The organism is Nonomuraea sp. NPDC051298 (genome assembly GCF_055586305.1).
In genome coordinates this window covers 237958-251573 of record NZ_JBVJIM010000015.1, presented here as the reverse complement: position 1 = coordinate 251573, position 13616 = coordinate 237958, and the positions used below count along the sequence as shown (strand labels likewise).

Annotated in this window: 12 protein-coding genes; 5 read left to right on the top strand and 7 right to left on the bottom strand. The window is 70.9% G+C overall.

The window, feature by feature from the left end; all coding sequences use genetic code 11:
* Nucleotides 1–60: 60 nt before the first annotated feature.
* From ACZ6S0_RS35680 to ACZ6S0_RS35660, 5 genes are all read right to left on the bottom strand, one after another.
* Entirely contained in the window at nucleotides 61–663 is a 603-nt protein-coding gene (locus ACZ6S0_RS35680) for a cell wall protein (RefSeq protein WP_465923738.1), read from the bottom strand.
* A 12-nt stretch (nucleotides 664–675) separates the two neighbouring features.
* Nucleotides 676–1125: an RlpA-like double-psi beta-barrel domain-containing protein gene (locus ACZ6S0_RS35675; RefSeq protein WP_465923737.1), complete on the bottom strand. Its 450-nt coding sequence runs from the start codon at nucleotides 1123–1125 to the stop codon at nucleotides 676–678.
* A 188-nt stretch (nucleotides 1126–1313) separates the two neighbouring features.
* Nucleotides 1314–2213, bottom strand: a complete 900-nt coding sequence (locus tag ACZ6S0_RS35670; RefSeq protein WP_465923736.1) for a class I SAM-dependent methyltransferase — start codon at nucleotides 2211–2213, stop codon at nucleotides 1314–1316.
* A gap of 107 nt (nucleotides 2214–2320) precedes the next feature.
* Complete coding sequence (locus tag ACZ6S0_RS35665) at nucleotides 2321–3472, bottom strand: M20/M25/M40 family metallo-hydrolase (RefSeq protein ID WP_465923735.1); 1152 nt, start codon at nucleotides 3470–3472, stop codon at nucleotides 2321–2323.
* Between the two features lie 152 nt (nucleotides 3473–3624).
* Nucleotides 3625–4773 (bottom strand): trypsin-like serine peptidase, encoded by a 1149-nt coding sequence (locus ACZ6S0_RS35660; RefSeq protein WP_465923734.1) that lies wholly within the window; start codon nucleotides 4771–4773, stop codon nucleotides 3625–3627.
* Between the two features lie 345 nt (nucleotides 4774–5118).
* Here ACZ6S0_RS35660 and ACZ6S0_RS35655 point away from each other — a divergent pair, with 345 nt between their 5' ends.
* From ACZ6S0_RS35655 to ACZ6S0_RS35635, 5 genes are all read left to right on the top strand, one after another.
* Nucleotides 5119–6039, top strand: a complete 921-nt coding sequence (locus ACZ6S0_RS35655; protein ID WP_465923733.1) for a hypothetical protein — start codon at nucleotides 5119–5121, stop codon at nucleotides 6037–6039.
* Between the two features lie 539 nt (nucleotides 6040–6578).
* On the top strand, nucleotides 6579–6938 hold the full coding sequence (locus ACZ6S0_RS35650; protein WP_465923732.1) for a hypothetical protein: 360 nt from the start codon (nucleotides 6579–6581) through the stop codon (nucleotides 6936–6938).
* A gap of 141 nt (nucleotides 6939–7079) precedes the next feature.
* Complete coding sequence (locus ACZ6S0_RS35645; RefSeq protein WP_465923731.1) at nucleotides 7080–8306, top strand: S1C family serine protease; 1227 nt, start codon at nucleotides 7080–7082, stop codon at nucleotides 8304–8306.
* 318 nt (nucleotides 8307–8624) lie between these two features.
* On the top strand, nucleotides 8625–10724 hold the full coding sequence (locus tag ACZ6S0_RS35640) for a PQQ-dependent sugar dehydrogenase (protein WP_465923730.1): 2100 nt from the start codon (nucleotides 8625–8627) through the stop codon (nucleotides 10722–10724).
* A gap of 9 nt (nucleotides 10725–10733) precedes the next feature.
* Nucleotides 10734–11636, top strand: a complete 903-nt coding sequence (locus tag ACZ6S0_RS35635; RefSeq protein WP_465923729.1) for a sugar phosphate isomerase/epimerase family protein — start codon at nucleotides 10734–10736, stop codon at nucleotides 11634–11636.
* 129 nt (nucleotides 11637–11765) lie between these two features.
* Here the strand turns inward: ACZ6S0_RS35635 and ACZ6S0_RS35630 are convergent, their stop codons facing one another.
* Both ACZ6S0_RS35630 and ACZ6S0_RS35625 read right to left on the bottom strand, forming a co-directional pair.
* Nucleotides 11766–12431, bottom strand: coding sequence for a response regulator (locus ACZ6S0_RS35630; RefSeq protein ID WP_465923728.1), 666 nt, complete (start codon nucleotides 12429–12431; stop codon nucleotides 11766–11768).
* Nucleotides 12428–13588 carry a sensor histidine kinase gene (locus ACZ6S0_RS35625; RefSeq protein ID WP_465923727.1) on the bottom strand — a complete coding sequence of 387 codons (1161 nt, stop codon included), beginning with the start codon at nucleotides 13586–13588 and terminating at the stop codon, nucleotides 12428–12430. Before ACZ6S0_RS35625 ends, ACZ6S0_RS35630 begins: the two co-directional genes overlap by 4 nt.
* Between the last annotated feature and the right edge of the window lie 28 nt (nucleotides 13589–13616).

Here is a 13616-nt window from a genome sequence, read left to right as displayed (position 1 = left end):
TGGCTCCTTGACTAGGTCCCGGGGGTGGTTCCCGGAAGGTGGGGTCCCCGGAGTGAGGGATCAGTGGGGAGAGAAGACCGTGGCGATGTCGACCTCGTTCGTGTCCGGTCGCCAGGCGCCGAGGATCTGCACGTGCTGGCTGACCTTCAGCATCGACAGGTCCGCGGTGGGCGGCGACTCGGAGTGCACGGCGACCGACTTGCCGGGTACGACGTGGCACAGCACCTCGTGCCCGTTGTGGTCGAGGCGGAGGGTCTGGCCGGTGATGTTCTTGATGTGGCCCTTGATGTTGACGATGTTGAGCCACACCGACTCGGCGGCGAGCAGGCCGTCGGGCATGCGCACGCCTCTGGCGTACAGGCCGTCACCGGGTTTGGCCTGGTCGAAGCCGACCGGTCCGAGCTTCCACAGGCTCGTGCCGTCCACGACCCTGATGGTGTGGAAGACCAGGTTCGAGCCCAGGACCAGCAGCGTGTTGTCCTTGATCGAGCGGATCCGGCCCTCGGCGAAGTCGGGGTCGGGCGCGCCGGGCTCGACCTTCTGCGCCTTCTGGCCGGCGGCGAAGGCCGCCTCGGGGCCGAGCGAGCCCAGCGCGGTCGCGGCGACGACGCTCGCGCCACCGCCGAGCACGGCGGACCTGAGCACATCCCTTCTGCTGCGCATCGTTTCGCCCCCTCAGGCCGTCGAGATCTCCACCGGCCGCAGGCCGGAAGAGAGGCTGGCGATCTGGCTGTAGGCGGCGGGGGTGAGGTCGATCAGCCGGTTGCTGGCGCAGGTCGCGCCGCAGCAACTCCGCTCGCCGCAGAACAGGTCGGTCTGCGGGCCGCAGTCGGCGATGGCGGTGACGACGCTGCCGCCGCCGCACAACGACGTGATCTGGTGGCGGAAACCGCAGGTCCGGCGGGACAGGGAGACGCCGCAACTGTCCGGACGGGTGATCGCCCAGCAGGCGTCGGAGGTGTTGGGCCAGGCGTGCTGGAGGCTGCCGGAGTTGCAGGTGCCGCAGGCTCCCTTGCCGGTGCTGCTGCACGGGCCCCAGGCGGTGCCGCAGCAGAACCAGGAGACCTCTCCTGTGACGGGGCCGAGTAAGTCGGCGGGCGGGTCGGTGGACTTGCTTCGCGCCATGCGCGTCCTCCTTGGGTGAGCTCGTGAACGATCTCAGCGAGGGGTTTGAAGCTTTCCGACTCGATCCATGAGTACCATGTAAGGATTTTTCGTCAATGCCTGATTTGTGAAAATTGTGATCGTACCGATGGGTTCGATTCAGCGCCGCGCCCGCGCGAGTGTCCCGCCGGAGGTGTGGCGAGGGGGTATCAGGCGGCCGGAAGTTGCAGGTGCCACACGACGATGACGGGGGAGCCGGCGATGGCGGCGTCGGCGGCCTCCGGGACGAGGTCGGTCAGGACCCAGGGCCACACGTCCCACGGCCCCAGGACGCCGGGGACGCGGGGCCGGGGCGGCGGCTGGGGGCGATCGGCGGCGGGCGTCCGGGGTTCTTCGCAGCGGCGCACCTGGAAACCCGCCTTCAGCGCGGCGCGTACGTAGTCGCCGATCCGGTGGTGGTAGGTGGCCACGCGCGCGGGGCGGCCGTCGGGCAGGCGTACCGGGGGGACGACGCCCCGCGCCACCCCTTCCGGATGGATGTCCGAGATCACCACGCTCCCGCCCGGCCGCAGCACCCGCGCGAACTCGGCGAGCACCGGGTCGAGCGCGGGCACGTGCGTCAGGGCCAGGGCGCACACCACCAGGTCGGCGGTGGCGTCGGGTACCGGGAGGCGGGAGAGGTCGCCCCGCAGGAACTCCGCCTGCGGCACGCGCGCCCGCGCCCGCGCCAGCATGTCGGGCGAGCCGTCGACCCCGATCACCTGGTGGCCGTCGCCGGACAGCAGGGCCGCATAGCGCCCGGTGCCGCAGGCGGCGTCGAGCGCCACGCCCTTGGGCAGCCCGGCGACGATCTCCTTCACGAGGGGCTCGTCGTAGTCGAACGTCAGGTTGGGCCCGTCGTACGTCTCCGACCAGATGCGATAACCCTCGGCCGGGTCCAGCCGGACGACGTCGACGCCCGCCTCCGCCAGAGACGCGTCGTCGAGCAGGCGGCGCACCTCGGCCAGCCGGGCCTCGACGAACTCGCGCCCGTGCTCGCCGGTGAACGACCGCATCAGGGCCATGCCCTGCAGACCCAGCACGTAGGCCAGGGGATGCTCGTAGATCATTGTGAAAAGGCTAGCCATGCCCATCGGCTGATCGCCATCGAGTTTCCGCCGGACATCGCGTGCCCGGGGCCGATGAGCGCCGCACCCGAGAGCGGCGGGCGAGCGGATCAGGCGCAGAACTCCGTGATCGTGGCGGCGAGGACGTCGGTGACCCGGTGCACTGAGGCGATGTCGGCCCATTCCGTGTCGGCGTGCGCGCCGCCCCCGTCGACGCCGAAGAGCAGGCACGGGATCCCGGCGCGGGCCAGCAGGGCGCAGTCGGTCCAGAAGGGCTCGGCGCGGATCACCGGCGGATGGCCGAGCGCCCGCTCGGCCTGGCGCAGCAGGATGCGGGCGATCGCGGAATCGGGATCGGCCTCGAAGGGCTCGCGGTGCAGCCCCTCACGCAGCCGGTACGCGAACTCGGGGACGGCGCCGACGAGCCGGTCGAGGATCTCGGTCAGCTCGGCCCGTACGGTCAGCGCCGTCTCACCCGGCACCGTACGCCGCTCGATCGTGATCAGGCACCGCGCCGGGTACGTCGAGACGCCCTCCCCGCCCTCGATGAGCGAGGCGTGCACGGTGCCCGGCCCCAGCAGCCGGTGCCCGCCGGAGGCGGCGAGCCGGCGGCCGAGGTCCTCTAGCGCCACCAGGAAGTGACCGGCCTTGGCGATCGCGTCCACGCCGAGGTCGGGACGCGAGCCGTGCGCGGCCCGGCCCAGCACCTCCACCTCGAACCACGCGAACCCCTTGTGCGCGAGCGTCACCTCCAGCAGGCTCGGCTCGGTCACGACGGCCGCGTCCGCGGTGAACCTCTCCAGCACCTCCTCGGTGCCGAAGCTGGCGTGCTCCTCGTCGGCGAGGCAGGCCAGGATGACGTCCCCGCGCAGCGGGCCGCCGACGGTCGTGGCGCGAACGGCCGCGGCCATCATGGCGGCGATGCCGCCCTTCATGTCGAAGGCGCCGCGGCCGTAGATCTTCCCGTCGTGGATGCGCGGGGTGAGCGCGTCACCGTCGTACGTGCCGTACGCGACGGTGTCGAGGTGCCCGTTGAGCATGAGCGAGCGCCCGCCGCCGGTGCCCCTGGCCACGGCCACCAGGGACGGCCGGCCGGGCCGCCGCTCCAGCTTGTGCGGCTCGAACCCACGCTCGCCCAGCCACCGCGCGCAGAACCCGGCGACGGCCGACTCGCCCGCGCCGCCGGGGGAGAGGTCGGGGTTCACCGAGTCGATGGCGATGAGCTGTTCGAGCAGCGGCAGCGGATCGGCGGTGGGCGCCACGGCTGGCCTCCTGACGAGCGGGCCTCCCGGCGAGCGGGCCTTTGTCGAGCCAGCCTCCCGGCGAGCGGCCCCTTTGACGAGCGGGTCTCCCGGCGAGCGGGCCCTTTGACGAGAGGGTCCCCGCCATCATGCCCCACCGCCCCGGGCCGCCGTCAGAGCGCGTCGGCGTTCTGCGCGGCCTGGTAGACGGCCATCGCCTCGTCGCCGAAGAAGGGGCCGAACATGAAGTTCGGGGCGAAGTTGTAGGTGAAGCTGTTGACCGAGTTCAGCCAGCCCAGCCCGGTGGACTCGTCGAACCCGCGGAACCACGGGCCGCCGCTCGATCCGCCGGTCATGGCGCAGCGCAGCCCCTGGTCCTGCGTCATGACGGTGTCGTTGAACGCGCGTCCGCTGCAGTAGATCAGCTCCGACCCGTCGAACGGCTCGGCCGCCGGATACCCGAAGGCGTACATCTGCTGCTGCCTGGACTGGTTGAACGCCACTCCCTGCCCGCCCACGACGTCGGTCAGCGTACGGCCGTTCAGCGGCGCCATGACGACGGCGGCCAGGTCGAAGTTGATGTCCTCGCGGGCGTTCCACTGCTGGGTGGTGAGCATCCTGGTGGCCACCCACGTGCCGAACGGGGTGCGGCCGTCGTCGAAGGCCGGGACGAACACCCAGTTGCGGTGGGCCGCCCCGTTCAGCTTCACGCAGTGCCCCGCGGTGATCACGACGCTCTCGTTCGCGCTGGTCACGGCCGAGCCGGAGCATGAGGCGTTGCGGCCCTCGGCGGTGGTGAAGAAGACCCGCCCGGTGGTGCGGACGATCGCGCCGTCGTCCGTCCACTGCAGGCCCGGGCTGTTGGGCACCAGCGCCTGCCGCTGGACGGTGGCGGGCCTAGCGATGGGCTCAGTGATAGGTGCGGTGAGAGGCCCAGTGAGAGGCGCAGTGATGGGCAGGGCTGCGGGAGTGGTGCCTGACACGGCCCATGAGGTGCCGGTGCCGCGGGTGGTCCGCGGCGTTCCGCGGGTGGTCGTGTCGGAGGAGCCGCGGGTGGCCCACGGGCTGCCCTCGGACGGCCCGCTCGACTGGGTGCGGCGCTGGGGCGCGGGGGCCGACAGCGGTCGCGCGGCGAGCAGGCGGCCCGTGGTCCAGTACTGCGAGACGGTCCGGCGCTCCGACCACGAATCCGCGGCGTTCCACCGGACGGGCCTGGGGTCGAGCCCCTCCGTGGCGGTGCCTGCCTGCGCTGTGCCCCCGGGGACCAGGGCGCCCGCCAGGGCGAGCGCGATGGCGGGGAACAGGGCGACTCTGCGGTGCATTTGCGTACCTCCAGAAACCCGGAATCTGCCGTAGGGAGGTACGTACGGATCGGTTCATCCTCCTCAATGCCCGCACAATCGGATATAGGTTAATTACCTGGCGAACACGAATGGACACTCAGCGTCACGCCAGTGGGCCGACTATGCCGACGCATACGCATATTCGCTCTTTGCCAAATGGCGGACCGGTATTGACGCTCTTTCACCGCTTCTTTCCCGGTGCGGGAAATTCGACTTCGGCGTGGCGTTGTCATCTGGCTCGCGGCAACTGTAAGCATCGAACCGGTCTGGCGAACATGGGTCGCATTCCGAAGGGAACGGGAAATGCTCACCCCAATGAGAAGGATGGCGAGGCCCGCAATGCGTGGCCTGCTCGCGGTGACTCTTGTGGTCACGATGAACCCGCCGGTGAGCGCGGACGACCCAGTCAGGGACACACTTCGCAGATTCCGCGGCATTCACAGCGACCGCGGCTTCCACACCACCCGCCTCGACGAGGACGGCGGCCGTAACTGCAGACCACGTACGTTCTTCCGGATCCACGAGCTGTCGCCGCGGAACTTCTTCCTGCCCCGTACCCGCTACATCGACGGCCCCGGCGGTTCGATGACGGTGTCGGTCACGCGGGAGCACGAGGTGCTCGCCTTCCTCGAAGCCGAGAACGAGAAGCAGAAAGAGCTCGGAAAGACCTTCGAACCGCGCGAGCCGAGCGCCCCCGCGGCGGACACGGCCGCGGCCGAGGCAGAGGCAGAGGCAGAAGGTGAAGCGGAGGGCGAGGCGGAGGCAGAGGCCGCGGCTGAGGCAGAGGGCGAGGCGGAGACCAGCGAGCAGGCGGAGCCCTCCGCGAGCCCGAAGCCCACGGCGACTCCGAAGCCCTCGGCGACTCCGGAGCCCTCGGCGACTCCGGAGCCCTCGGCGAGCCCGGAGCCCTCCGCGAGCCCGGAGCCGACGAACCGCCGCCTGACCCTCACCACGAAGACGGTGGTCGAGAGGCTGCGCCGGCTCGGGCTGCCGCACCTCGAAGAACGGCACATGGTCTTCAGCGGCCACGAGTACACCAGGGAAATCACCGACGGCAAGTACGGCAACATGTGGTACCGGGTGTTCGGATACCGCATCGGCTGGTCGGCCTGGTCGGTGCTCGGCGCGTGCAACCACCGCAAGGTCGCCGCCGGCATCGCCAACGTGCCCGCCCGGGTCGAGGGCTGGCGCTACTGGGAGACCAAGCACCCGATGTTCAGGCGTCGCCTGCTGTCCCTGAAGTAGTGAGAAATCCCAGGTCGGATGGGTTTCCTGGCGAGTTCGTGGGTAGGTTGGGGTGAGCCCGGCAGTGTCCGGCCGCGCAGCAGACCGGCGCGCCGCACCCCACGGATTCACGAGGGGGACACTATGGCGATTCAGCGATATCTGGGATTCGGGGTCTTCCGTGTGCCCATGCCCACTGTTCCGGATCCTGGAAACGGGCAAGACACCTACGGGCGCGCACGCCGGCGCAGGAGGCGTCGCCGTGGGTGAGGTGGAGCCGCAGGGGATGTGAGGGGCGACCCTCGCATCCCGGGCCGCCGAACCAATCGCTGAAGCCCTGGAAAACACTGAAAAACGCTGTAAAACGCGGTAAATAGTGAAATTTCCCCTAAAAAGGTGTTTCGGGCAACCTGCTCAAAGATGGCGGTGTCGCCGCCGCGCCCTGGGACCCGTAGTCGGACGAGGCGTACCGAGGCTCATCCATGGACCTGATCGGCTGACCGGGTTAACGTCAGATCGTTTCGCCTGCTAACTCGGATCCCACCTGCCGGGAGTACGTCGTGAGAGTCAAGTCGGTCGCCCGTGTCGTCGTCCTGAGCCTTTTAGCGCCTCTGGCGCTGCTCGCCACCGCCGCCACACCCGCCCAGGCCGTGCCGGTGTGCGCGCCCGAGGAACGGGTGTGCGCGAACGTCGAGGGCGGCAGATTCGTCTTCACCATCAAGCCCCCGCCCACCACGCTCACGTTCAGCGCCACCGTGAACGGCGCCCCCGCCACCGGCACCCTCACCCACCAGGGGATGCCCGGCTACCTGCTCGGCTGGTTCAACCCGACTGTCCCCTTGGTCGCCGGTGACGTCATCTGCCTGACCTTCTACGCGAACGGGTTGCCGCCGGGGCCGTACTGCGAGACCGCGCCGTAGATTTTTTTCGCCGGTCGAGATCATGCGCTGCCAGCGGTGATAAGGCCGGTGTCAGGGCCCGGCGGGTGCGGCGATCAGCGGCTTAGTCGGTGTTTACGCGCCATGGATCACTCTCGTGTCATCGGGACACAAGGAGATGACATGGACGCGAACGAGCCGAGCGAGCCTCGTACCGATGGTTGGAGCCAGTTCGGCGACAAGCCGCCCTCGGCCGGAGAGTTCACCCGGCCGAACCCTTCGCTCCCGCCGCCGCCCCCGCCGGCGCGCAAGACCGCGTTCACGCTGACCCGCAAGGCGGTCGCGGGGCTCGCGGTGGCCGCCGTGGCGGCGCTCACGGTGGCGGCGCTGGGCGGTGGCGCGATGGGCGCGTACCTGACCGCGGAGAGCCGTCCGGCGGTGACGACGACGGTGAGCAACCCGAGCCCGGTGTTCCGTACGGCGGCCGATCAGTACACGGTCGCGCAGGTGGCGGCGACGGTGCAGCCGTCCGTGGTGATGATCCAGGGCCAGACGAGCGAGGGCTCGGGCGTGGTGCTGTCGGCGGACGGGCTGATTCTGACCAACAACCACGTGGTGTCCGGTCAGACCGGCGGGCTGACGGTGAAGTTCAACGACGGCAAGACGGCCAAGGCCAAGGTGATCGGCACGGACCCGACCACCGACCTGGCCGTGATCAAGGCCGAGGGCGTCTCAGGGCTGGCCAAGGTGACGCTCGGCGACAGCGACCAGCTCAAGGTGGGCGACGACGTCCTGGCGATCGGCAGCCCGCTGGGCCTGGACGGCACGGTGACCTCGGGCATCATCAGCGCGCTCGACCGTACGGTGACGGCGGGGGGTGGCCCGCAGGAGGGCCAGTTCCCGCCGGGCTGGGGCGGGCGGGAGCAGACGCAGGCGGCCGAGACGACCACGCTGGGCGGCATGATCCAGACGGACGCGGCGATCAACCCGGGCAACTCCGGCGGCGCGCTCGTGAACGCCGCCGGCGAGCTGGTCGGCATCAACAGCGCGGTCGCGGCCGACGGGGTCAACCTGGGCTTCGCGATCCCCGTGAACACCGCCAAGCACGTCTCGGAGCAGCTCATCAGCAAGGGCACGGTGAGCCACGTCTACCTGGGCGTGAGCGTCGCCGACGGCACCGGCGACACGCTCGGCGCGCTGGTCCGCGAGGTGACCCCGGGCAGCCCCGCCGAGAAGGCCGGGCTGAAGCAGGGCGACCTGATCACCAAGATCGGCGACACGGTGGTCGAGAGCGGTGAGACGGTCGTCGGGCAGGTGCGCGGCTACAAGGTCGGGCAGCAGGTCGAGGTCACCTACCAGCGTGACGGCAAGCAGAGCACGGTGACCGTGACCATGGAGGAGAAGAAGTAGCCACCGCCCCGTAAGGAGGGCCGTCGCCCCCTGTCCGCGAACCGCGGGCAGGGGGCGATCTTCGTTCTGGCGCGTCCCGCCGATCGCGCCCTGCCCGATCGCGCCCTGCCCGATCGCGTCCTGCCCGATCGCGTCCTGCCCGATCGCGCTCCATGCCAGGCGCGTCCGATCGCACGAGGTCCGGCCGCACTTAGTCCGATCGCGCGCGAAAGATGCGCGAAAAGACGCGATTACCCTCTCGTCGATCGGCGTAACTCGGGTTACATTCACGTTACTTTGCCCTCTCTTATCCCCCCGAGTAGACAGAAAGGGAGAGGCATGAGCGTAAGAACCGTGATCGCGGCCCTGACTGCTGCGGCGATCCTCACGCCCATGGGCGCCGCGCAGGCCGGGACCACCGGTACGGCGGCACCACCACCCGACGACCAGTTCCAGAAGGTGACACTCAACGACCGTCCGGGCGAGCCGATGGACCTCGCGGTGTTACCGGATTCGAGAGTCCTGCACACCACCCGGCGCGGCGAGATCTGGTTGCACGACCCGAAGACCGGCCTCAACACGCTGGCCGCCGACGTCGACGTCTACCAGCACGACGAGGAGGGACTCCAGAGCATCGCCCTCAGCCCCGGCTTCGGCAGGGGTTCCACGAAGGACGACTGGGTCTACCTCTACTACTCCCCGCCGCTCGACACCCCGGTCGACGACCCGGCCACGCCGGGCGTCAACGAGGGCGACGCCCCTCTCACCGGCACGCCCCAGGACTTCGCCCCGTTCAAGGGGCTGATCCGGTTGTCCAGGTATCGCCTCACAGGCAACACCATCGACCTGCGCACCGAGCAGCGCATCCTCGACGTGCCGGTGGACCGGGGCATCTGCTGCCACGTCGGCGGCGACATCGTGTTCGACGCCGCGGGCAACCTCTACCTGTCCACCGGCGACGACACGAACCCGTTCGCCTCCGACGGCTTCACCCCGATCGACGAGCGGGCCGACCGCAACCCGTCGTACGACGCCCAGCGCAGCTCCGGCAACACCAACGACCTGCGCGGCAAGATCCTGCGCATCAACGTCCGCGACAACGGCTCCTACACGATCCCCAAGGGCAACCTGTTCCGGCCGGGCACGGCGGGCACGCGGCCGGAGATCTACGCGATGGGCCTGCGCAACCCGTTCAGGATCGAGCTGAACCGCGAGAGCGGCGAGCTGTACGTCGCCGACTACTCGCCCGACGAGCAGCAGGCCGACCCCCTGCGCGGCCCGGCGGGGCACGGCAAGTGGACGGTCGTGCGCAGGGCGGGCAACTACGGCTGGCCGTACTGCTCGACGGCGCGGCTGCCGTACGTGGACTACGACTTCGGGACCGGCGCGTCCGGGGCCGCGTTCGACTGCGCGGCGCCGGTGAACGAGTCGCCGCACAACACGGGCCTGCGTGAGCTGCCTCCGGTGGTGCAGCCCGGCGTCTGGTACTCGTACGGCGCCTCGCCGGAGTTCCCCGCCCTGGGCACCGGCGGCATCGGCCCGATGGCGGGACCGGCGTACGACTTCGACCCGAGCGACACCCGCGGCCGCGCCGCCGTGGGCTGGCCGAAGTACTACGACGGGGTCCCGCTCTTCTACGAGTGGACCCGCGACTACGTCAAGGCGTTCCACCGCGACGGACGGATCGAGGGCGTGCTGCCGTCGTTCGTCATCGACAACCCGATGGACATGGAGTTCGGCCCCGACGGCGCGCTCTACGTCCTGGAGTACGGCGACGGCTACTTCCGCGAGAACCCGGACGCCCGGCTCTCCAGGATCGACTACATCGGCAACACGGGCAACCACTCGCCGATCCCGAAGGTCACGGCGTCCGCGACGAACGGCCTCGCGCCGCTCACCGTCGACTTCACCAGCACGGGAACGAACGACCCCGACGGCGACAGGCTCGGCTACGCCTGGGACTTCGACGCCGACGGCAGGGTGGACGCGCGCGGCGCGGCGGGGTCGTACACGTTCAGGGAGAACGGCATCTACCAGGCCACGCTCCGGGTCACCGACCCCAGCGGCAGGTCCGCGGCCACCTCGGTACGGATCGTGGTCGGCAACTCCGCCCCGGTCGTCGAACTGGTCCGGCCCGTGGCAGGCCAGGGGTTCACCTTCGGCGACGTGGTCGAGTTCGAGGTACGGGTCACCGACGACCAGCCGGTGAACTGCGCCAACGTGACCGTCGACTACGTACTCGGCCACGACGACCACGGCCACCCGCAGACCACGGCCCGCGGCTGCACGGGCTCCATCCAGACCACGGAACCGAGCGGGCACGACCCGGAGACCGACGAGCTGAACGGCGTCTTCGTGGCCACGTACACCGACCCGGGCACCGGCGGGCTGCCCCCGCTGACCAGCAGCGACCAGGTCGTTCTCGAGCCCACGAGTTAGGAGACCCCCATGTGTTACGGCTACGGCCCCAGCAGGCGTTCCCTGCTCGCCGCGGGCCTCGGGCTCGGGGCGGCGGCTCTCGCCGGAGCGGCCGCCGCTTCGCCCGCCGCCGCGGCGACGCCCCACCACGGCGGCAGGCAGCGGGTGCCTCCCGGCCAGATCAGCGTCCAGCTCTGGACGGTCCGCGACGACCTCGCCCAGAACTACGACAGCACCCTCGCCTACCTGGCCGAGATCGGCTATCCGAAGGTGGAGCTGGCGCTCGGCTACTTCGGCAGGACGGCGCGGCAACTGCGCGAGTTCCTCGACGGGCTCGGCCTGCACGCCAGCTCCAGCCACGACGGCATCAGCCCCGACGACGCCGCGCTGAACACGAAGATCGAGAACGCGCTGGCCCTCGGCCAGTCCTACATCGTGGTGCCCTACCTGCAGTCCGCCAGCCTGGACGAGTGGAAGGGCTGGGCCGAGCGGATGAACGTGGAGGCGCGCGCCGCCCGTTCGGCCGGGCTGCGGTACGGCTACCACAACCACGCCCACGAGTTCACGACCGACCTCGGCGGCGGCGTCACGCCCTGGGACGTGCTCACCCGTGAGCTGGACCCGCGCCTGGTCCACCTGGAGATCGACATCTACTGGGCGGTCACCGGCGGCGTCGGGCGCGGCGCCAAGGATCCCGTGAAGTTCGCGATCGACGTCATCCGCAGGGCGCCCCAGCGCGTGCTGCAGTACCACGTCAAGGACCGGCACCTGGACGGCGACATGGCCGACCTCGGCACCGGGACGATCGACTTCCGCCGGGTCTTCGAGGCGCACAAGGTGAAGGAGTACATCGTGGAGAACGACACCCCGGACGTCACGCCCCGGCAGACGTCCGACGTCGGCTACCGCTACCTGCACAAGCTCCGGTTCTAGCCGGGACGGCGCGCGGGCGCGCCACGGCGTCGGGCCAGGGTCCGGACCGGCACCGTGGCGTCCCGTGGTCGCCCCCGTCGTATCCTCAGCGGGAAATCAGCAGGGGATCCGCGGGGGATCAGCAGGGGATCAGCGGGACGCCTCGCCCGGTTGCACGAGGCCGCTCTCGTAGGCGAGGTGCACGAGCTGGGCCCGGTCGCGGGCGTCCAGCTTGGTCAGCAGGCGGCTGACGTACGTGCGGGTGGTGGACGGGCTCAGGAACAGCCGGCCGGAGATCTCGTCGTTGGACCGCCCGGCCGCGATCTCGACCAGTAACTCCTGCTCGCGGTCGGTGAGCCGGTCGAGCAGCCGCCGGTCCACGGGGCGCGGCTCGCGGGCGACGGCCGCCAGCACGCGCCGGGTCACCGCGGGCGACAGCAGCGCCTCGCCCCCGGCCACGGTCCGTACGGCGGCCCGCAGGTCGTCGGGCGCCGTGTTCTTCAGCAGGAACCCCGACGCGCCCGCCCGGATGGCGTCGAAGAGGTGCTCGTCGGTGTCGAACGTGGTCAGCACCACCACCCGGACCGAACGCAGCCGTTCGTCGGCCACGATGCGCCGGGTCGCCTCGATGCCGTCCACCCCGGGCATGCGGATGTCCATGAGCACGACGTCGGGCCGTTCCTTGAGCGTCAGCTCGTACCCGGCCCGGCCCTCGGCGGCCTCCCCGGCGACGGTGATGTCCTCGGCGCGCTCCAGCAGCGCCCGCAGCCCGGCCCGCATCAGCTCCTGGTCGTCGACCAGCGCGACCCGGATCACCGTGCGACCTGCCGGGCCGACGGCGTCAGCGGCAGCCACGCCTCGACCAGGAAGCCGCCGCCCGGTTCCGAGCTGACCGTCAGGTGGCCGCCGAGCAGCGCGGTCCGCTCACGCATCCCGTCCAGGCCCCGGCCGGTCCGCTCGGCCCGCAGGTCGGCGCCGCGGCCGTCGTCGGCGACGCTGATGCCGAGCCGGTCGTCCTGGTAGCGCAGCCGCACCTCGGCCCGGGACGCGCGGGCGTGCCGCAGGCAGTTCGTCAGCGACTCCTGCACGATCCGGCAGGCCGTGGCGTCCACGACCATGGGCAGCGGCACGGGGTCGCCCTCCGTGGACAACTCCACCGCCAGCCCGCTGGCGGTGGTCGTCGCCACGAGCGCGTCGAGGTGGTTCAGGCTGGCGGTGGGCGCGCGGCCGTCGCCGTTGCCCTCGTCCCTGAGCAGGCCGAGCGTGTGGTGCAGCTCGCGGTTGGCGTTGTCGCCCGCGCGGCGGATCACGCCCAGCGCGGCGCGGGCCGCGGCCGGGTCGTCGTCGAGTGCCTCACCGGCGACGTCCGCCTGAACCGAGATCACCGCGATGGTGTGGCCGAGCACGTCGTGCAGGTCGCGGGCGATGCGCAGGCGTTCCTCCTCCACCCGCAGGCGCGCCTCGCGGGCGCGTTCCGCCGCCGCCCGCTCGGCCGCGCGCCGCTGCTCGGCGCGTAGCAGCCGGGTCGCGCGCAGGGCCGCGCCCGACCCGATCACGCCCATCATGAGACCGACCGTGGAGGCCAGCTCGAACCCCAGCAGGTACGCGGGGCTCTCGCCGTCGTGCAGCCGGAACACGGTGCTGACCAGCACGAGCGCGCCGCCCACCGCGCAGGCCACGAGGAGCTTGCCCGCCTCGGCCGCCGAGTAGAGCGCCGCCGCCACCGGCAGGGCCAGCCCGATCGCCGGGTAACCGGCCGCGTAGTAGGCGAGCAGGCCGACGGCCGTGGCCATCAGCGCCAGTACGGGGAAGCGCCGCCGTACGAGCATGAGCGCGCCCAGCCCGACCGCGAACACGTAGGCCACGAAGTCGGGGCTGCGGGCGCCGCCGAGGTCCATCGTGACGGCCACGGCGACGACGACCGACACGGCCACGCCCAGAGCCGCGTCGACGAGCACCCGGCGGTTCCCCACGGGGCAGAGGATAACCAGTGCGGCGGGC